Origin of the sequence: Rickettsia peacockii str. Rustic (genome assembly GCF_000021525.1) — a bacterium.
In the GTDB taxonomy this organism is placed as follows: Bacteria; Pseudomonadota; Alphaproteobacteria; order Rickettsiales; family Rickettsiaceae; genus Rickettsia; species Rickettsia rickettsii.
In genome coordinates, this window is the sequence record NC_012730.1 from 241,549 (window position 1) to 259,685 (window position 18,137).

The following is an 18,137-nucleotide window of genomic DNA, read 5'->3' on the forward strand; positions in this document are numbered from 1 at the left end:
CATAAATGAGTGACTTACAAAGAGAAGCATCCGATCCTAATTACTCCGTTTGGGTATCGGCATCTGCCGGTACCGGTAAAACCAAAATCCTAACCGATCGATTTTTACGTCTGTTAATAACGGGTGTAGAGCCTTCCAATATTTTATGCCTTACTTTTACTAATGCTGCAGCTATAGAGATGCAAGTAAGGATTAATAGCAGACTTAAATATCTTTCTCTTTGCAACGCCGAGAAACTAGAAGAAGCACTTTTCTTAATGAGCGGCAATAAGCCATCGCCGCAAGACACAGAAAACGCAAAAACTTTATATGATAAAATACTAAATAGCAATAAGCTTTTAAATATCTATACAATACATGCTTTTTGTCAAAAAATTCTTAACACTTTTCCCTTAGAAGCCGGCATAACACCAGAATTTACAATCCTTGAAGAAACTAAATTACAAGATATCTTCCTAAATATCAGAAACGAAATTTACTTAAGCGATGAACATAATGACTTAATGAAAATTTTACTTAACCGATTTCATGAAATAACTCTGCAAGATATTTTTACCGAGATAATCGAGCAGCAAATTAAATTCAGAAAGTTATTTATAAATAAGCAAATTCCCAAAGAAATATCTAATAAAAGATTAGCGTTAGGGGAATTAAATAATATTTACGATAAGGTAAAAAACTTATTTGCCGAGTATGATGTGGAGATAGCACCGAAAGAAATTTTTTTTACCAAAGATGGGAAAAAACGAAAAAGCCTTTTATCGAAAGAATTAATAAGGAAATATCCTAAATTATTACTAGAGCTAGAAAAAATTACCTCTGAAATTTACCGATTAGATGAGCTGCGTCGCATAGAAGAGCTAGAATATCATACGAACTTACTTACTAAACTTGCGCATATTATTTTAAAAAAATACGATTCATATAAGGAAGAAAATAATTTACTCGATTACGACGATTTAATTTACTACACCGAGAAATTACTAAATAATAAAACTACTCATAAGTGGTTGCTGCATAAGCTTGAAAGCGAGATAAATCATATTCTTGTCGATGAAGCACAAGACACAAGCCCCTCGCAGTGGAATATTATTACTACTTTAATAACAGAGTTTAATGCTGTAGAGAGGCCAAATAATAGTGTTTTCATAGTCGGCGATGATAAACAATCGATCTTCAGTTTTCAAGGGGCTGATCTTCGTAATTTCAACTTAGTAAATGAACGACTAAAAGCAAATCTTACAAATGCTAATAAGAAATTCAAAAATATCACCCTTGAATATTCTTATAGATCATGTACAGAGATTTTACAATTTACTTATAATGTTTTAAAAAATATAAAATCCAATTACCCGAGTTTATTCCTTTCGAATAATCCTTTAATATCCTCATTTCGTACACATCAAGGCTCTGTAACGGTTTGGCCATTAGTGACGAGTGAAAAACAAGAAGAGCTTTTTTGGGCACTACCTAAAGATTATGAAAATTCTAAATCTGCTGCCGATTTACTCATAGAAAAAATCGTAAATTTTATAAAAGAACAAATAGAAAGCGAAGAAATTTTACCGTCTACTGCAAACAGAATATCTGAAAAAGATTTCATGATATTAGTCAGAAAGAGAGATGAATTTAGTAATAATCTGATCAAAGAACTTAGCAAAGCTAAGCTTAAAGTTGAGGTAAGCGATAGAATGAACCTTAAGGAAAATCTAACTATAATGGATTTAATTTCATTAGCTAAATTTGTGTTACTACCTGATGATGATTTAAATCTTGCCGGTTTACTAAAATCACCGATTATTGGAATAAGCGAGCAGCAATTATACGAACTTCTTGTAAATAAAAGTGAGAATAGCTTATGGGATATACTCTCTTCACATGAGGAGATATATAATAAGCTAGATTCTCTAATTGAAATTTATAAAATATCGATTGTTGAGAACTTCTTTGATTTAGTGGTACATAATCTAAATTTACGAGAGCTTTACGATGATGATAGTGATGATATGATAAATGAGCTATTAACATTAAGCAAAAACTATGCAAATGATATAGATAATTCACTGCAAGGATTCGTTGCTTGGTTTGAGAATAACGATATCTATATTAAACGTGATATAGAGCATTCAGACAAAATAAGAGTAATGACCGTCCACGGCTCTAAAGGGCTTGAAACTCCTATTGTTATATTATGCGATTCTACTACTTTACCGATAAGCAGCAATAAATTTATTTGGGATGATAAAGGAGAAATGTTTTTCTCTGCTAATGCTGCCGATACTCCTGAGTTTTTGCAAGAGCTGAAAGAAGCTGAAAAATTAAAAGATTTGCAAGAATATATAAGACTACTCTATGTTGCAATGACAAGAGCTAAAGACAGGCTGATTATATGCGGTTTTAGTAATAAATCTACCACTCCTGAAAATTGCTGGTATGAAATAGCCAAACAAACTTGCGATAAATCTCTCAATTAGTAGCTGCTATATTAAATATAATAGACTATTAAGACGCACATATATTTAAATAGCGTCTTATGTAAAAATTTTAGAAAGTTTCTTTGAAAATAAAGCAAGAATTAAAATAGAAAGGTTAAACAATTACTATCCCTGCATTATGCTTATGAAAAAGGTCATAAGGAATAATACTTAAATTTTTTTCTTTTTAAGGCTTGTTTATACTTTGTTATTTTAGAAATAACAACTACAACAAGAAAAATAACAATACTTATTAACAGAGGATATAAGATATTTAACTGATCAAACATCATTAATTTCACAGAATTTAGTTAGATACTACATAATAGTAGTAACATTTATTTGAATTTCAACTTAAATATTTTTTATTTCAATTTAACTCCTATATCTTAAATTTAAATCATTTATAGATATTGTCATAAGAAAATTAATAAGATTTTTATTGAAACCGCTACTTCTAAAATAGATAGCATAATAATTTATGCATTATGATAATAATCATGCCTTAATAAATCAGATTTAGAATACCACAATTATATTCATATGAATCTAAATAAGCTTGTAATTCATGAACATTTTGTTCTATTTTTTCATAATTATATTTATATGAGTTTTGGAATTTTTCAACTAATTTACCTTTATTAACAACTTTTTTATAAGCATCTTCTTTAAAAAACCCATCTTTTTGTTCTTCACTACGAAAGTAATCCTTAAATTCACTATGTTTTTTCGGTAAATTAGAGATAAATTCTGCAAATTTTTCTAATTGAATATTGGTAATTAGAGTAAATACCAAACCTATATTTTCTTTATATTGGTTAACTCTTGAAACTTCATGCGCTATTGTATCTTTTTGTCCAATTTCAATAACATTATTAGATAAAATAACTAAATCTTTTTTATTAACCTCTTGCTTTTCAGATTCCTTTAGTTTTATATTCAGTATTTCCTCTTCTAATGCCTCTTTACTAAATAATTTTTTAAATGCAGCAAGCCACGGACCAAAAGCTGTACTTTCTAACTTTTTAAAATATTCTTTTAACTTCATAACTAATTTCCTTGTTTATATTTTCTTAGTTTAATTTATAGTACTAGTTGGAAGTAATCAAGTTATAGAGCTAAGAAAAATTAATACTTTTGTAAAAATTATATATAGCGTAAAAATTGAAAAACAGTGTTAAAATGCTTAAAATAATTTGACTATTTTAGAAAATTTTAATAAAATCTTTTAATAAACTCAATCGATAATACAAAATATGAAAACAGCTTTTATCTTCCCCGGTCAAGGGTTGCAATTGATCGGCATGGGAAAAGATTTTTATGATAATTTTAAACCCGCCAAAGAAACTTTTCAAATCGTTGATGAAGTACTAAACCGAAAACTCACTGATATAATTTTTAATGGACCTTCTGAAGAACTTACCTTAACCACTAACGCACAACCGGCATTAATGGCAGTATCTATGGCAATAATAAATATTATCAAAGCTGAAACCGGTAAAAGTTTGGATAGTCTTTGCGATTATGCTGCCGGTCATTCGCTAGGTGAATATAGTGCTTTATGTAGCACCGAAAGTATTAACCTTGAGACAGCAGCAAAACTACTTCATATACGTAGTACATCTATGCAGGAAGCATGTCCTGAAGGTGAGGGAAGCATGGCGGCTTGTATCAATATTCCGCTTCAAAAACTTGAAGAAATATTAGAAGAGATCAACAAAATAAATTTATGCCAAATTGCCAACGATAACATCGAAGGACAAATAGTTATTAGCGGCAAGACCACAGCTATAGATCATGCTATTAGTATAATTAAAGATTTAGGTTATAAAGCGATAAAGCTGAAAGTCAGTGCTCCATTTCATTGTAGCTTAATGAAGCCGGCAGAAGAAAAAATGCGAGTAGCTCTTGATAAAGCTGTAATTAATAAACCTCTGATACCGATAATCCAAAATTATACCGCAAAACCTACTCTAGATCCTACAGAAATCAAACAAAATTTAATGCTTCAGATATGCGGGCGAGTTAGATGGCGTGAAACTTTAGAACTATTTCACAAATTAGAAATCGCTCATATAGTAGAAATAGGGGCAGGAAGCGTACTAACAAATATGCTCCGGAAAATTAATTATCCATATAAGTTAAGTAATATAAGTAATTTAGAAGAACTACAGCATTGTTTAGATAACATTAGTCAATAACTGTCTCTAATAACTTCTGATTCATAAAGTTTTTAAATTATGTAGAAGTCAAGATTTGATCTTACAGACACTATAAATTTTGCACCTGATTGTCAGTTACATTTTGACTGTCAGAGACGTATTCAAGATACAAGATTTCATTATTCTTTTCAACAGCTAATTTTCTACTATCCTTAAAAGTTTGCATAGGAGTTTTTCCATAACAATATTTTCCTGAATGTGGTCGCTCATTATTGAAATGCTCTAACCAAATATCAAGATCTAATTGTAAATCATCAAGATCTGTATAAATCTTTTTCCGCATAGCTGTATCAAAGAATTCTTGTTTCATGGTTTTATTAAAACGCTCACACATACCATTTGTTTGGGGAGAATATGCCTTAGTTGTAGTATGCTCTATACCTTCGATACTTAGAAACAACTCAAAAGCATGATGCTCTATATTCCCCTTATATTCTGACCCACGATCTGTAAGAATACGAAGTATTGGTATCCCTTGGGTCTCGTACCATGGTAACACGCGGTCATTAAGCATATCAGCAGCAGTTAAAGCTGTTTTATCAGTATATAGTTTAGCATCAGCTACCCTAGTATAGCTATCAATAAATACCTGAGAATAAACCTTACCTATACCTTTGAAATTACCTACATAATACGTATCCTGACATCCTAGATAACCTGGATGCTGCGTCTCAGTTTCTCCATGAGCTTCTCTTTCATTACGACGCTCCTCTAGCACTTGTAATTGAGATTCAGTAAGAACAATACCATCCTGAGCCATCTTTGCTTCTAATGCTTTAAGCCTTTTACTGATATTGTTTAAATCATTACGTAACCAAATTGATCGCACTCCTCCAGGCGATACAAGTATACCGCTCTTCTTAAGCTCATTTGATACTCTTAGCTGACCATATGCTGGATATTCTATTGCCATATCCATTACTGCTTTCTCTATCGCTGGATCAACTCTATTCGCTATTATTGGCTTTCTTCGACTAATTTCATATAATGCCTCTTCGCCACCAGTTTCATACAGTGCTTTAAATCTGTAATAACTATCTCTACTATAGCCCATCGCTTTACATGCTGATGATATGCTACCAAGACTCTTAGCTAGTTCTAGTAACCCTATTTTTGGCTTTATTATTTTTTGATTTAAGTTCATTTTTCATCTCCATTTAATAATTAATTTATTTTACTAAATGTAAGATATAATCTCAACTATTACATATTATATGCAAATTAGTTTTAGTTTTTTTAAGCAATTGCTAGAATTATTCACTAGTGATTGGCAGAGCTATTTAGACAAGGTAATAGAGGATTTTAAAATTTAGCCTTAACAGATACTAATGATACTTTTTTAAAAGAAGAATGTTATAATTGCTCTTATCCAAAAAGACATTAAAGAAGGTGAATATCCATGGTATGTTGCTCCTTTTAATAAAATAGATCATGCAAGTTTATTACTTACCAATATTCTCATATATTAGAGCTTGATTATCTAAATCAAAATACGGTAAAAGCAGTAAAAAATATGCTGCGAAATAACTTCAAAGATATATATAATCCGAAAATTTATATTATTGCTAATTATGAAGAACCTATAATTAAAAACTATACAATAATAGATAAAATAGCCGAAGGTAAAGTTATTACCTTTGAAGATTTAAATATTAAATATGTAGATCACACGGATGAAGAGTTAAAATATATAGGTGATATAGTAAATGATATTAGAAAACTAGACAGCAAGTTAGTAGCAGATATTCAAATATCATCAAATTTATTTATCAATTTTATTTTGTAGATTTTCTTATTACTCAGTGTACAATCATTTTTATGGCTGCATATTTTGAAGAATTAAACAATTTTCATCAAAATTTAGATAACCTCAATTTTGCCGTTACAAAAATATATTCCCGAATACCAACCAAAAGACTATAAGAGTTTTGTCAATCTTAAAGCAATAACTTGGAATAGATTTTTAGTTAAATATCAGAAATTATTTGAGAACATTCAGAACATATTATTTAGCATCTGTAGTGATAGTGAGAATTTTGTAAAATTGTTAATTTCAGACTCTTATAATCTTAGCTTAAACAAGCGAATCGAAATTATAGAGTACTTAATAGATAAATATAAAAATGATACTAAATCTATTTATTACATAACCCAACAACTTTTTGATATTTGTGATGATAACACGGATATTAAAACTCTCGAAGCCAAGGCTAAACAGTTTTACAAATATATTGAATATTTCCGTAGTTGGGATGATTTACCGAGTTATTGGTATATGGACTTTAAAGGGCTATCCGGATGTGATAAGGAAGCTTTGATTATGGGCAATTCCGTAAAGCCGGAAAATATATTTAGTTAGAAAAATTATAAAATAATTCTAGAAATTTTGCTTATTAGATGATATAAAGTAAAGCCATAACCGGAGAGATGGCCGAGTGGCCGAAGGCGGCGGTTTGCTAAACCGTTATACGGGTCATACCGTATCGAGGGTTCGAATCCCTCTCTCTCCGCCAGTCTGGACAGTTAGCCAATTCTTGTAGTTGATCGAATGGAAAAGCCAAGGAGTAATCAAGATTTCCGCCTTTCAAATTTAGGTTCGCAAATACACATTATCGCCTTATTGCCTTGATTTAACAAGGATTTTAGCTCTTAATACAAACCTACTAATATGTTCTATGCTATTCATATGTTAGTTTATGCTAGACTTTTCTCTAATATTTTCTGTTACTTATACGTTATTTTCTACAAATTTCACCAATTTTAGCCATTTTTTTTCTAAAAATATGTACACTATACAAACTAGGGGCTATTCCTCGTAAAATAAGGGATTGGAGAACTTTTTGTAAAAATTTTTTTTAATAGAATTAATTGTTTATACCAAAATTTTTCAGTTTTTGTGTATAAAAATTGCACCTATTACCAGAATTGAGTGAGGACTTAAATAAAGCTCAAGGGTTGGGTCGGAAATATAAAGGTTTAAAAATTTCAACGTTTCTTCTTTATTACTACAGTCTGTGCTACCATTAGTACACATGGTACATCCTAATTTTACTTTATCATTTGCTACTAAATCTTTTAATTGTGTTACTTCCTCTAAGGTAGCCAATTTTATATCACTTATGTTGCGAAAACCATCTATTACTTCATTAAATATATTATTTACGCCTTACGAAACTATCATTCTTATATCATTTATATCTTCATTAGTACTCCAAGAAACATAAGGTAAACTACTATCGTATTTGTGACACAAACCCCAACACCAACCTTGTACTCCTTCTGTATTTCCAAGTGTTGATTTATATAATTCATATCATTTATAAATAATTTTTGTTCTTTCATTTTTTACTTCTTACAATAGTTAAATTCTATTTATTCAAAATAACCTAGCTATTTCAGCTTTTGATTACAACATAAATTATAAAAATCTGCTAAATCATAAGTAGGAAAAGCTATAATACACTATATAAATATAAGGTTTATCTCCTGTAACCTTAGGTTTAATAGAATTGATATATGAGTAGCAATTACACACCAAAAAATTACGGTTTATTCGGAAAGTACATAAGTAAGATATCAAAAGCCATAATTACTAAATATAGAAAATAATATAAGCAATACTAAAAGTAGTAATTAATATGCAAAGATATTTAGACCCAACGAATGATAGTTTGTTTAAAAAAATCTTTCGTGATTTAGAGAGATTAAAGGAATGTATCAATGCAGTTCTTGAACTTCAGGAGGGTTTTAGAATTAAAGAAATAGAGTTTATGCCCAAGTACCTATTATGCTCAATAAAGGAAAAAAAGCATATTTGATTTAAAGGTTAAAGATGAAGCCGGTAGCGGGTATATAATCGAGATGCAAAATAGCAGAAATTAAGGAATAAATCTAAGGCGTTAACTACGCAATCACAACATACAAAATCGTATCCCGCTACCCAGTAAACGACCTCTTCAGCTCATTGGTGGGAAAGGACGAACCCACATAAGATATTATAACACTTCAATACTCAACTTACAATAATTATTATACTATAATTATAGCTTAGTAGTTGAGATATTATTTAAAGGATTAAATTATGACTGATTTAATCAAACAATTTGAGGTGCTACTGTCATTCCCGCGAGGCATTGTTGCGTGGATCAATTTCACCTCTGTCATCCCGTGGCTTGACCCCGGGATCCAGTTAAAAATACTAAAATTATTAGTATTTTTTATTGTTTTTATGGACCCTGTGGTCAAGCCACGGGATGACAGAGGTGAAATTGATCCACACAACAATGCCTTCCTGCAAAAGCGGAAATCCAGTACTTTAAAGCTTTTTTAAAAGTTTTACCTTGAAAAAAATGATATAATAAAAAATCTTTAAAATTAAGATTTTTTAGCCTGGATCCCTGCTTTCGCAGGGATGACATCTAGGGCTTTTTAAAAATTGTCCGGTACTATACTTAGTGACACGTCGGCAAATAGAGCGGTCATTGTCCTTAAGTGCAACAGGCACAACCTCAATTGCTAATGAGATTGCGGTTGCTGCAAATGTAGTAACTGATTGTTTAAAATAATTAACTAATATATTAAATTACTAATTGTAATTATTATCATTTATTAAAATTATCTCTCTTAATCTTCTATATATTCAAAAATTCCCTAAATCAATTCCAATTTATTTATGCTTTTAGTTAAATTTCTATTGCGTTCTTAAAGTTTCTTATTATGATTCTGTCTATAGCTCATTTTTAACAAAATATTAAAATTTATAGAATGTAATAAGGATATAATTATGTTCATACTAAACATTTTTAAAACAAACTGGCACAAAAGATTATCCGAAAGTACAACAAGTGACCTTAGTAATAACAATATAACTGATGAACAAGCAAAAGATTTAGCTGCAGCACTTAAAGCTAATAGATCTTTAACGTCGCTTAGTCTTTGGAATAACCAAATAGGCGATGCTGGAACAAGAGACTTAGCAACAAACTTAAGCGATAATAAATCTTTAACGTCGCTTTATCTTCCTTGGAACAACATAGGCGAGGCAACATTTAAAATAATTAATGAATATCTGTACAGAAATAAAACTATAACCAAAAAAAGCAGAAAAGAAATATGAAGAACAGCAAAAGCAAGAACTAGAAACACAACAAGTAGAGGAAGAAAAAAGAAAACTATTGGAAGAACAAGAAAAACAACAGCAAAACCTCAAGCTTGATGAGCTAAAATATAATCAACTAATTTTAGTAATAAAAGAAAGTAAGGAAGAAGAAGCAGAAAATTTAGTTAAAGAGCTAAACGGTGACACGCTTAACAAGATAGACGATAACAGCGATACGGCTTTAACTTTAGCTGCTTATAAAGGATTAGATAAAGTTTGCAACTAATCTCTAAAATGTCTAATCAGGCTATTAGTACTATTAATAGCAATGGTGAAACGGTTTTAACTTATGCTGCTAGTAAAGACTTAAGTAAAGTATGCATGCAACTAATCCCTCTAATGAGCGATCCGGCTATTAATTACCAAAACTTATGGTACTATAGCCTTAACTTTAGCTGTATGGGAAGGGTTTAGAAAGGGTTTGTGAGTTATATTAATACCTAGAACGACTATTCAAGCTATGCATCATGTTAATAATAAAGGTGAAACAGTATTAAATTTAGTTATAAAAAATAATTTTAAAAATATATATGACTTATTAACTTTAAGAGTAAATGAGCTAAATAATCAATTCAATAAAACAAATATATATATAAGAACGAGGACGAAAAACTTATTATTGCAGAGGAAGCAAATATTTACCAAATAATAGGCAAGATAATTTTTAACTTACAAAATAGTACTAATATTGATGAAGCAGACAAGCCCATAATAGAGAATAGCTTATATAGAATACTTAATAAGGTTCAGAAGCTAACAGATAAAAACGACATAATAAATATAACTCAAAGTATAACAGAGCTTATAGGAAACGAAATTACCGAGGGGACAGTTGTAGATTTAGAAGATGAAGTTAATGAAATGGCAGAAAAACAAACGCAACAAAAGTTAAATATATTCAACACAACAGTAAAAAAATAATTACGAAATGAGAAACTGCTAACATTAAAGATAGTGCAGTGATACAAACACAAATAAATGAAATATCAAGTAAAGTACAAACTTTAGAAAACAATGTTAGTATAGAGCAAATAACAAACTGGATGGGGCAACTTTTAGATGGCAAAATTACTAAAGGAACAGTTATAGATTTCAGAAAGAAAATTGAGACAATAATACTTCAAGAAATAAACGAATCCACTAGTATAATTACATTTATAACAAAGGATTTATTACCAACCGCTTTTCAATAATCCAGAATTGCTACAAGTGGCCACTACATTACTAAGCCCTAATTTAATCTACGAAGCAATTAATAATGATGATAAGGAGCTTATTTTAGCCGGACTAATGAGCATGGGGTATAAATATATTTAAACTAAATATTTGGAGCTGGTACTAATGCATAAACAGGCCTAAGCGTAGCCTGAATCAAGGCTAATCTAAACTGGTTAAGGGTTTGCATAACATACCCCCCGCCAGTCTAGACAGTTAACCAATTCTTGTAGTGCTATCTAAGTATAAGATTTCCGGCATATATTTATGTTTCAGCCAAATCTCAAGGCTACCGATAATATAAAGGTTATTTTTAGCTCTGCTAATACCGACGTTTAAAACGTTTGGCTTTTGCGTCATTATATTTCGTGCACCTTTATCAAGAGGATGCTGAGCTCCTAGTAGATTATTACCGTATCGTTTTCTGTGCCTTGAAATGCATGAATAGTGGCGATATTTTTATATCCAAATGCTTGAATTGTTTTCTCATATCTTGAATCGTCATATATTTCATTCAATTTTCTACGAATAGATTCACTGTAATCTTTATACATTGTAATAATGTAAATTTGTTTGAGCAAATCATCCCCATTTTTCTCTTTTAATACTTGGTTTTAATAACTCTAGTAATTTTTGAAATTCGGCTTCCGATTCATATTTATAACGTTGAACCTTATTATCTTTTATATCCCATTTTGAAGTACCTAAAATCGTTCTAATATCAGAGTTACAGTCAGAGGTAGCAAAAATCATTTTATCACCGTAAGCTATTTTGTTACATATTTTAAACATCAGATTTTGGCATCTTCTATGCACTCATAAAGGGAAACTAACCGTAACATCATCTATTTTTGTTTGATATAAAGAATTACGGTCAGCTAGGTTTTGCAATGAAACTTCCGAAGGTGACCACTCAGGATATGAAACCTTAAAATGTTCACATAATTTGTTCATTAAATCTTGCTTTAATATAGAAATAGGATCTGTTTGCAGCGGATCACCGACTACTACGACTTTTTTTGATTTGCAAATAGCACTAGCTGCGTATTGTGGCGGTATCTGCCCTGCTTCATCAATAAATAACCAAGGAATTTCATTATGTTCGGATGTTGCCAACATTTTATCGAATGAGTGAAAAGTTGTAGACACAACAGGTATGACCATAAAGAAATTTTGCCAAGCAATTTTGTAAGTTAAAAATTTTCTTGCCAATTTTTCCAAAATAAATCTTCTTCAAAATCCTTAATATTGCAATATTTATTTGTAATAGTTGAGATTATATCTTACATTTAGTAAAATAAATTAATTATTAAATGGAGATGAAAAATGAACTTAAATCAAAAAATAATAAAGCCAAAAATAGGGTTACTAGAACTAGCTAAGAGTCTTGGTAGCATATCATCAGCATGTAAAGCGATGGGCTATAGTAGAGATAGTTATTACAGATTTAAAGCACTGTATGAAACTGGTGGCGAAGAGGCATTATATGAAATTAGTCGAAGAAAGCCAATAATAGCGAATAGAGTTGATCCAGCGATAGAGAAAGCAGTAATGGATATGGCAATAGAATATCCAGCATATGGTCAGCTAAGAGTATCAAATGAGCTTAAGAAGAGCGGTATACTTGTATCGCCTGGAGGAGTGCGATCAATTTGGTTACGTAATGATTTAAACAATATCAGTAAAAGGCTTAAAGCATTAGAAGCAAAGATGGCTCAGGATGGTATTGTTCTTACTGAATCTCAATTACAAGTGCTAGAGGAGCGTCGTAATGAAAGAGAAGCTCATGGAGAAACTGAGACGCAGCATCCAGGTTATCTAGGATGTCAGGATACGTATTATGTAGGTAATTTCAAAGGTATAGGTAAGGTTTATTCTCAGGTATTTATTGATAGCTATACTAGGGTAGCTGATGCTAAACTATATACTGATAAAACAGCTTTAACTGCTGCTGATATGCTTAATGACCGCGTGTTACCATGGTACGAGACCCAAGGGATACCAATACTTCGTATTCTTACAGATCGTGGGTCAGAATATAAGGGGAATATAGAGCATCATGCTTTTGAGTTGTTTCTAAGTATCGAAGGTATAGAGCATACTACAACTAAGGCATATTCTCCCCAAACAAATGGTATGTGTGAGCGTTTTAATAAAACCATGAAACAAGAATTCTTTGATACAGCTATGCGGAAAAAGATTTATACAGATCTTGATGATTTACAATTAGATCTTGATATTTGGTTAGAGCATTTCAATAATGAGCGACCACATTCAGGAAAATATTGTTATGGAAAAACTCCTATGCAAACTTTTAAGGATAGTAGAAAATTAGCTGTTGAAAAGAATAATGAAATCTTGTATCTTGAATACGTCTCTGACAGTCAAAATTTAACTGACAATCAGGTGCAAAATTTATAGTGTCTGTAAGATCAAATCTTGACTTCTACATCTATAGTAGTTTCAAGCTTATCTTTATCAAAATTTTAAGCTCTATAAATACATAGGAAAAATCAAATAAATATTGCTTATTTGTTTTGGTTTCAAGCATTTTAGTCTTAATAAGTGAAATAACTATTACCGGTAATAAATCTTTATGCTTTATTCCTTGTGTAAGTTGCTGTACGTAAGAATGAGCAGAATAATATTGCACTCTTTTTAAGTAATCGCTTTCATTCTTTTTTGCATCTCGATTATATACCAGCTACCGGCTTCATCTTTAACCTTTAAATCAAATATGCTTCTTGTTCCCTTTATCGAGCATAGGTACTTGCTCTACAGGTATAAATTCTATTGCTTTAATTCTAAGCCCCTCAGGTAGTTCAAGAACTGCATTGATAAATTCCTTGAACCTCTCTAAATCACGAAAGATTTTTTAAATACACTATCAATTAGTGGGATCTAAATATCTTTGCATATTAATTATTACTTTTGGTATTACTCATATTATATAGCTTTTTAAGTAATCAGTAAATAAATACTAGAATATGTACTTTTAATAGAATAATTATTGCTATTTTTTAACAAAAATTACATACTTTGATCCGTTCTAATGGATACGATTGCTGACATGCCGGGAACTAGATTAGCATTTGGGGATTCAAAATCTATTAAAACAGGTACACGTTGTACGCTTTTAGTAAAATTACCGGTAGCATGATCTGGTGGGATTAAGCTAAATTTAGAGCCGGTCGCAGGAGCAATATTACGAATCTTCCCGTAAATTACCTTTTTAGGCAAAGCATCAAATTCAATTTTGACTTTCATGCCGGACTTAAATTTCTGAATTTGTGTTTCTTTAAAATTAGCCTGAATATACATAGTATTATCTTGAACTATAGAAAACAACGCCCTACCCGGTACTATGTAATTTCCGACTTCTAAACTACTATTACCGAATATACCGGGTACCATAGCAATAAGTTTAGTATTTTGTAAGCTCCTTAAGGTTACTTTTTTATTTTCTGTTAGCTCTTTAAGTTTTTCCTGTTCTGCTGCTTTTTCAAGATCAAGAAGCTGTAAATGTTGCTTAGATATATCTAAATCTAACTGTGCTTGTTTATAATCCGTTTTGGCTTTTTGATATGCGTTTTTAGAATCATCTAACGTTTTAGAGCTAGCAAATCTTGCCTTATTTAACTCCTGCACTCTCATAAAATCTGTTGCAACAATATCAAAGCTTATTTTATTAAGCTTTAATTTTTCAGCTGCTTGCTCTAGGCTACTCTGCCCTATTGAGATTTTTTGCTCTATAATTTCTATATTTTTTATGCAAGCTTCAATAGATGCTTCAAGTGCTGCAAGCTTTGCCTTATAATCTCTATCGTCAATTTCACCTATCAGATCGCCTTTATTAACTTTAGTATTATCGGTAACAAATAACTTTGTTAAAACACCGCTAACTTCAGCACTAACATTTGAAATATCTGCATCTATGTAAGCATTATCCGTAGATTGTGTATTGGCCCAAACATAAATTCTATATCCCAAATAAATAAATATGATTAAGGCTATAATAATTACATATTTAGTAAATGGATGATGTTTATATTTGTCGATAGCTTGTTGTAATACACTCGGCATAATTAACTTTACCAATACCCTCTATGTTTAAAAAAATAACAAATTGGTATAGAAAGAATATATATAACTGCAATTAACGGCAGTGAATACCATGGATATATGATAAGATTTATAATAACAATAGCAACTAAAATCATTGCAAGCGATAAATATTCAGGTTTAATACTCAAATTTTTTGTTGAGATTGTAGGAAGCCTACTAGCAAGTAGAAAAGCTATAATAGCCAAATATATATTAATTGTTATAGTATGAGTACGGGTATTGATATTTAATAACGTACCGATTTCAAAATCTATCATTACAGGCATTAAAGCAAGTAAAGCACCGCATGGGGCAGGTACACCGGTAAAAAAATAGTCAGTTTTATCTTGTTTCGGTTGATAAATACCAACGTTAAAGCGAGCTAAACGTAGTGCCATACACACTATAAATAATAACATTACCGCTGATGAAAATACCTTATACTCATATTGTTGAAAAGACCATAAATATATCAGATAGGCAGGAGCTATACCGAAATTAGCAAAATCGCATAATGAATCAAGCTCTGCACCAAATGGACTAACTGCATTTAGCATCCTTGCTATTCTACCGTCGATACCGTCAATAATTGCCGCTACTATAATGCAATATACCGCAAGTTCCCATCTGCTATCCAAAGCAAATTTTATAGAACTCATACCGGTTACTAAACCAAGCAACGTAATAAAGTTGGGAATTAATTTTATTAGAGGTACAGGCTTAGTTATTATAGATTTACGAATTTTTAACAATTTTTATACTCAAAATGTATTTATCATGTCATTGCAAGGAAAAAACAGTGTGATTGCATGGCTGTCAATGTCTCATTCCTGCGAAAGCAGGAATCCAGAAAAAAATAATCTTAATTGGTACAAAATTATATATTTGATAAAATAAACAGATAAAAAACTTGTTTTTTATACGTTTCACTGGATTCCCTCCCGCCTACGCGGGAATGACATAAACAAACCATGTCTACAGCTGCTCGCAATGACGGTTTTAAAGTTATGAGGCTACTTCCTATCAAACTTAAATTCTGTTGTCTTTTTACGTCCAAAATCAGCAATGATAGTTTCACCGCCTATAGCAGTCTGCCCTTTACTCACTAATAAAGCTGTTTTCAACGGTAGATAAACATCTACTCTGCTACCGAAACGAATTATACCGTATCGCTCGCCCGTTTTAACTTCATTACCCTCTTCTAAATCACAAACTATACGCCTTGCTATAAGTCCGGCTATTTGAACAAAAACAATTTTCTGACCTTGAGCAGTTTCCATTAATACTGATTGACGCTCATTATAAATACTAGCTTTATCGAGTGAAGCATTAAAAAATTTTCCTGGATTATAATGAAGTGCTAAAATTTTTCCGTTTGCCGGGATTCTATTAACATGGACATTAAAAATATTTAGAAAAATACTAACTCTAATCATTTCCACATCACCAAGTCCTAATTCCGGAGGCGGCAATGCTTCCTTAATTTCTTGAATTATTCCATCTGCAGGACTTATTACCAGATCATCACTTATAGGCACAAAGCGATCAGGATTACGGAAAAAATAAATACACCAAGCAGTAGCAATACATCCAATACAGCCAAGTTTTTCATTAAATGATGCTAATAAAAAACTTACTAATGCAAAGCTAGCAATAAATATATATCCTTCGCGGTGAATAATTTTAAATAAATCATTATATTGTTTCATTTTAATCTCTATGAATCTCCTTATTATTTTTAACTATGCCTGCTCTGCTTTATCCTCTTGGTTCTCACTCTCGTTTTCATCTTCGTCTTGAGGGGTAGCTTGGACTTCTTGCGCAGAACCAAGAGCATATACGCATAAATCCGGGAGTGGAACACCGTTTTTTTTGGCAAGATCATTTAGCTGTGATATTGCTTTCATAACATCATCAGGAATAGTACCACCTCTTTCGTCAGATAACCATTTTGCTTGAAATTGTAGCGGATGATGCCCTTCTTGAGGCGTACCTATATAAAACTTAAACTTGGCTCTTTGTCCACTAAAATCGCAGTCAAATTCAAACTCTTTATAATGTGCCATAACTTTATGAATTAATAATTATATTAATATTATTATAACAATAAAAATGCAAATCTAAAATAATTTCTTGTCTAATATTTTTTAAGTTTTTTAGCAATATAACGATTTGAATATAGAAATTTATCGCTAGAATCTATAATTATCCCGCCTGCTTCCTTAATAAAAAGCTCAAATGCATAATATAATGTAAAATTTAATAATGATAAACATATTAAATCCGCTTTACCTGACGCTACAAGCGTAGCCCCATAGCAAAGAGAACCAAAAGATCTAATATTATCTACCTCTATCTCCTCCAAATCATTATGATTTACACCTTCAATAATTGCTAAACAGTTTTTTAAATCGGCATTATCGGAAACTCTCAGTCTTAATCCTTGATAATTAGAGTTTAAATTATTTTTTTCTATCCAAGTTCCCTTACCTTTTTCAGCATAATAAATTTCATTAAGAGCAGGAAAATATATTACTGTAGAAGTAGGAATTAAAACTTCTTGATTCCTTTTTAAATAAGTTACGGATATCGCAAAAAAAGGTATGCTTCTGGCGAAATTATTTGGGCTATCTATAGGATTAATTAAAAAAACACTCTCATAATTATTATTTAAATCGAATTTATCCTCCGGAAAAAATAAATATTGTGTATATTTTTGTAATTCTTCACATAATAAAGTTTTTAATTTTAAATAAGATCGCTTACAAAATTCTTCATTTCTTACAGAGTTTTTTTGTAGCATTTCGAGTTCTAAAAAATCTCTATGCAAAAACTTAACAGCTTTACGCAGGGCATTAATTAATAAATTAGTTATAGGTTGCATTTGATATTTTTAATTTAAGATATTAGTTTTAGAAATTATGTCGTATGGCTTTAAAAAATTGATACCATTCCTAGCTAAAA

General features: G+C 30.9%; 22 protein-coding genes, 1 tRNA gene and 1 pseudogene. 10 read left to right on the top strand and 14 right to left on the bottom strand.

Translation table 11 applies throughout. From position 1 onward, the window contains the following. The first annotated feature begins 5 nt into the window (after nucleotides 1–5). On the top strand, nucleotides 6–2,474 hold the full coding sequence (locus RPR_RS01505; protein ID WP_012736479.1) for a UvrD-helicase domain-containing protein: 2,469 nt from the start codon (nucleotides 6–8) through the stop codon (nucleotides 2,472–2,474). Between the two features lie 505 nt (nucleotides 2,475–2,979). Here the strand turns inward: RPR_RS01505 and RPR_RS01510 are convergent. Further along, a complete protein-coding gene (locus tag RPR_RS01510) occupies nucleotides 2,980–3,522 on the bottom strand; it encodes a hypothetical protein (protein WP_012736480.1) in 543 nt (180 codons plus the stop codon). 208 nt (nucleotides 3,523–3,730) lie between these two features. Here RPR_RS01510 and fabD point away from each other — a divergent pair, with 208 nt between their 5' ends. Then, nucleotides 3,731–4,675, top strand: a complete 945-nt coding sequence (gene fabD, locus RPR_RS01515) for an ACP S-malonyltransferase (protein WP_012736481.1) — start codon at nucleotides 3,731–3,733, stop codon at nucleotides 4,673–4,675. A 70-nt stretch (nucleotides 4,676–4,745) separates the two neighbouring features. Here the strand turns inward: fabD and RPR_RS01520 are convergent, their stop codons facing one another. Next, entirely contained in the window at nucleotides 4,746–5,840 is a 1,095-nt protein-coding gene (locus RPR_RS01520) for an IS481-like element ISRpe1 family transposase (protein ID WP_012736482.1), read from the bottom strand. Nucleotides 5,841–6,209: 369 nt separating this feature from the next. On the opposite strand from RPR_RS01520, the gene RPR_RS01530 reads away from it, so the two are divergent. The 3 genes from RPR_RS01530 to RPR_RS01545 all read left to right on the top strand — a co-directional run bounded on the left by RPR_RS01530 (nucleotide 6,210) and on the right by RPR_RS01545 (nucleotide 7,209). Continuing rightward, on the top strand, nucleotides 6,210–6,482 hold the full coding sequence (locus tag RPR_RS01530; RefSeq protein ID WP_228368871.1) for a hypothetical protein: 273 nt from the start codon (nucleotides 6,210–6,212) through the stop codon (nucleotides 6,480–6,482). A 258-nt stretch (nucleotides 6,483–6,740) separates the two neighbouring features. Beyond that, nucleotides 6,741–7,055, top strand: a complete 315-nt coding sequence (locus tag RPR_RS01540; protein WP_085065606.1) for a hypothetical protein — start codon at nucleotides 6,741–6,743, stop codon at nucleotides 7,053–7,055. Between the two features lie 62 nt (nucleotides 7,056–7,117). Further along, nucleotides 7,118–7,209 (top strand) — tRNA-Ser (locus RPR_RS01545). A gap of 374 nt (nucleotides 7,210–7,583) precedes the next feature. Here the strand turns inward: RPR_RS01545 and RPR_RS01550 are convergent. Then, a complete protein-coding gene (locus tag RPR_RS01550) occupies nucleotides 7,584–7,802 on the bottom strand; it encodes a hypothetical protein (protein WP_085065607.1) in 219 nt (72 codons plus the stop codon). A 975-nt stretch (nucleotides 7,803–8,777) separates the two neighbouring features. On the opposite strand from RPR_RS01550, the gene RPR_RS01560 reads away from it, so the two are divergent. From RPR_RS01560 to RPR_RS01595, 4 genes are all read left to right on the top strand, one after another. Beyond that, on the top strand, nucleotides 8,778–9,026 hold the full coding sequence (locus tag RPR_RS01560) for a palindromic element RPE4 domain-containing protein (protein WP_085065608.1): 249 nt from the start codon (nucleotides 8,778–8,780) through the stop codon (nucleotides 9,024–9,026). 453 nt (nucleotides 9,027–9,479) lie between these two features. After that, nucleotides 9,480–9,812 carry a hypothetical protein gene (locus tag RPR_RS01575; protein WP_085065609.1) on the top strand — a complete coding sequence of 111 codons (333 nt, stop codon included), beginning with the start codon at nucleotides 9,480–9,482 and terminating at the stop codon, nucleotides 9,810–9,812. Nucleotides 9,813–9,870: 58 nt separating this feature from the next. Continuing rightward, nucleotides 9,871–10,080 carry a hypothetical protein gene (locus tag RPR_RS01580; RefSeq protein ID WP_085065610.1) on the top strand — a complete coding sequence of 70 codons (210 nt, stop codon included), beginning with the start codon at nucleotides 9,871–9,873 and terminating at the stop codon, nucleotides 10,078–10,080. Nucleotides 10,081–10,813: 733 nt separating this feature from the next. Continuing rightward, nucleotides 10,814–11,047 carry a hypothetical protein gene (locus RPR_RS01595; protein WP_085065611.1) on the top strand — a complete coding sequence of 78 codons (234 nt, stop codon included), beginning with the start codon at nucleotides 10,814–10,816 and terminating at the stop codon, nucleotides 11,045–11,047. A 238-nt stretch (nucleotides 11,048–11,285) separates the two neighbouring features. Here RPR_RS01595 and RPR_RS08885 read toward each other — a convergent pair whose 3' ends face one another. Genes RPR_RS08885 through RPR_RS01610 form a run of 4 tightly spaced genes read right to left on the bottom strand, consistent with a single transcriptional unit; the run spans nucleotide 11,286 to nucleotide 12,290 of the window. Beyond that, the gene (locus RPR_RS08885) at nucleotides 11,286–11,429 is read right to left on the bottom strand and encodes a hypothetical protein (protein ID WP_228368872.1); all 144 of its coding nucleotides are present in this window, start codon (nucleotides 11,427–11,429) and stop codon (nucleotides 11,286–11,288) included. Between the two features lie 38 nt (nucleotides 11,430–11,467). Continuing rightward, nucleotides 11,468–11,623 (bottom strand): hypothetical protein, encoded by a 156-nt coding sequence (locus RPR_RS08890; protein ID WP_266105320.1) that lies wholly within the window; start codon nucleotides 11,621–11,623, stop codon nucleotides 11,468–11,470. Between the two features lie 28 nt (nucleotides 11,624–11,651). Further along, nucleotides 11,652–11,861 carry a hypothetical protein gene (locus RPR_RS01605; protein ID WP_085065612.1) on the bottom strand — a complete coding sequence of 70 codons (210 nt, stop codon included), beginning with the start codon at nucleotides 11,859–11,861 and terminating at the stop codon, nucleotides 11,652–11,654. Between the two features lie 24 nt (nucleotides 11,862–11,885). Next, nucleotides 11,886–12,290, bottom strand: a complete 405-nt coding sequence (locus RPR_RS01610) for an AAA domain-containing protein (protein WP_228368874.1) — start codon at nucleotides 12,288–12,290, stop codon at nucleotides 11,886–11,888. Nucleotides 12,291–12,395: 105 nt separating this feature from the next. Here RPR_RS01610 and RPR_RS01615 point away from each other — a divergent pair, with 105 nt between their 5' ends. After that, the gene (locus tag RPR_RS01615; RefSeq protein WP_012736483.1) at nucleotides 12,396–13,490 is read left to right on the top strand and encodes an IS481-like element ISRpe1 family transposase; all 1,095 of its coding nucleotides are present in this window, start codon (nucleotides 12,396–12,398) and stop codon (nucleotides 13,488–13,490) included. Nucleotides 13,491–13,521: 31 nt separating this feature from the next. Here the strand turns inward: RPR_RS01615 and RPR_RS01620 are convergent, their stop codons facing one another. From RPR_RS01620 to RPR_RS01650, 7 genes and pseudogenes are all read right to left on the bottom strand, one after another. Then, nucleotides 13,522–13,722, bottom strand: a complete 201-nt coding sequence (locus RPR_RS01620; protein WP_228368875.1) for an Rpn family recombination-promoting nuclease/putative transposase — start codon at nucleotides 13,720–13,722, stop codon at nucleotides 13,522–13,524. A gap of 78 nt (nucleotides 13,723–13,800) precedes the next feature. Further along, nucleotides 13,801–13,986 (bottom strand): annotated as a pseudogene (locus tag RPR_RS09860) (hypothetical protein). A gap of 113 nt (nucleotides 13,987–14,099) precedes the next feature. Continuing rightward, nucleotides 14,100–15,152 (bottom strand): HlyD family secretion protein, encoded by a 1,053-nt coding sequence (locus RPR_RS01630; RefSeq protein WP_012736484.1) that lies wholly within the window; start codon nucleotides 15,150–15,152, stop codon nucleotides 14,100–14,102. Nucleotides 15,153–15,160: 8 nt separating this feature from the next. After that, nucleotides 15,161–15,925, bottom strand: coding sequence for a CDP-diacylglycerol--serine O-phosphatidyltransferase (gene pssA / locus RPR_RS01635; protein ID WP_010976983.1), 765 nt, complete (start codon nucleotides 15,923–15,925; stop codon nucleotides 15,161–15,163). Nucleotides 15,926–16,186: 261 nt separating this feature from the next. After that, nucleotides 16,187–16,882 (bottom strand): phosphatidylserine decarboxylase, encoded by a 696-nt coding sequence (locus tag RPR_RS01640; protein ID WP_012736485.1) that lies wholly within the window; start codon nucleotides 16,880–16,882, stop codon nucleotides 16,187–16,189. A gap of 33 nt (nucleotides 16,883–16,915) precedes the next feature. Then, nucleotides 16,916–17,239 (bottom strand): DUF2610 domain-containing protein, encoded by a 324-nt coding sequence (locus RPR_RS01645; RefSeq protein WP_010976982.1) that lies wholly within the window; start codon nucleotides 17,237–17,239, stop codon nucleotides 16,916–16,918. A gap of 71 nt (nucleotides 17,240–17,310) precedes the next feature. Then, entirely contained in the window at nucleotides 17,311–18,057 is a 747-nt protein-coding gene (locus tag RPR_RS01650; RefSeq protein ID WP_012736486.1) for an inositol monophosphatase family protein, read from the bottom strand. Nucleotides 18,058–18,137: the final 80 nt, after the last annotated feature.

Excerpts from the sequence above, each read along its gene's own strand:
- RPR_RS01505 (WP_012736479.1), top strand. The coding sequence starts at position 6 with ATGAGTGACTTACAAAGAGAAGCATCCGATCCTAATTACTCCGTTTGG.
- RPR_RS01510 (WP_012736480.1), bottom strand. The coding sequence starts at position 3,522 with ATGAAGTTAAAAGAATATTTTAAAAAGTTAGAAAGTACAGCTTTTGGT.
- fabD (WP_012736481.1), top strand. The coding sequence starts at position 3,731 with ATGAAAACAGCTTTTATCTTCCCCGGTCAAGGGTTGCAATTGATCGGC.
- RPR_RS01520 (WP_012736482.1), bottom strand. The coding sequence starts at position 5,840 with ATGAACTTAAATCAAAAAATAATAAAGCCAAAAATAGGGTTACTAGAA.
- RPR_RS01530 (WP_228368871.1), top strand. The coding sequence starts at position 6,210 with ATGCTGCGAAATAACTTCAAAGATATATATAATCCGAAAATTTATATT.
- RPR_RS01560 (WP_085065608.1), top strand. The coding sequence starts at position 8,778 with ATGACTGATTTAATCAAACAATTTGAGGTGCTACTGTCATTCCCGCGA.
- RPR_RS01575 (WP_085065609.1), top strand. The coding sequence starts at position 9,480 with ATGTTCATACTAAACATTTTTAAAACAAACTGGCACAAAAGATTATCC.
- RPR_RS08885 (WP_228368872.1), bottom strand. The coding sequence starts at position 11,429 with ATGACGCAAAAGCCAAACGTTTTAAACGTCGGTATTAGCAGAGCTAAA.
- RPR_RS08890 (WP_266105320.1), bottom strand. The coding sequence starts at position 11,623 with ATGTATAAAGATTACAGTGAATCTATTCGTAGAAAATTGAATGAAATA.
- RPR_RS01605 (WP_085065612.1), bottom strand. The coding sequence starts at position 11,861 with ATGTTTAAAATATGTAACAAAATAGCTTACGGTGATAAAATGATTTTT.
- RPR_RS01615 (WP_012736483.1), top strand. The coding sequence starts at position 12,396 with ATGAACTTAAATCAAAAAATAATAAAGCCAAAAATAGGGTTACTAGAA.
- RPR_RS01630 (WP_012736484.1), bottom strand. The coding sequence starts at position 15,152 with ATGCCGAGTGTATTACAACAAGCTATCGACAAATATAAACATCATCCA.
- RPR_RS01640 (WP_012736485.1), bottom strand. The coding sequence starts at position 16,882 with ATGAAACAATATAATGATTTATTTAAAATTATTCACCGCGAAGGATAT.
- RPR_RS01645 (WP_010976982.1), bottom strand. The coding sequence starts at position 17,239 with ATGGCACATTATAAAGAGTTTGAATTTGACTGCGATTTTAGTGGACAA.
- RPR_RS01650 (WP_012736486.1), bottom strand. The coding sequence starts at position 18,057 with ATGCAACCTATAACTAATTTATTAATTAATGCCCTGCGTAAAGCTGTT.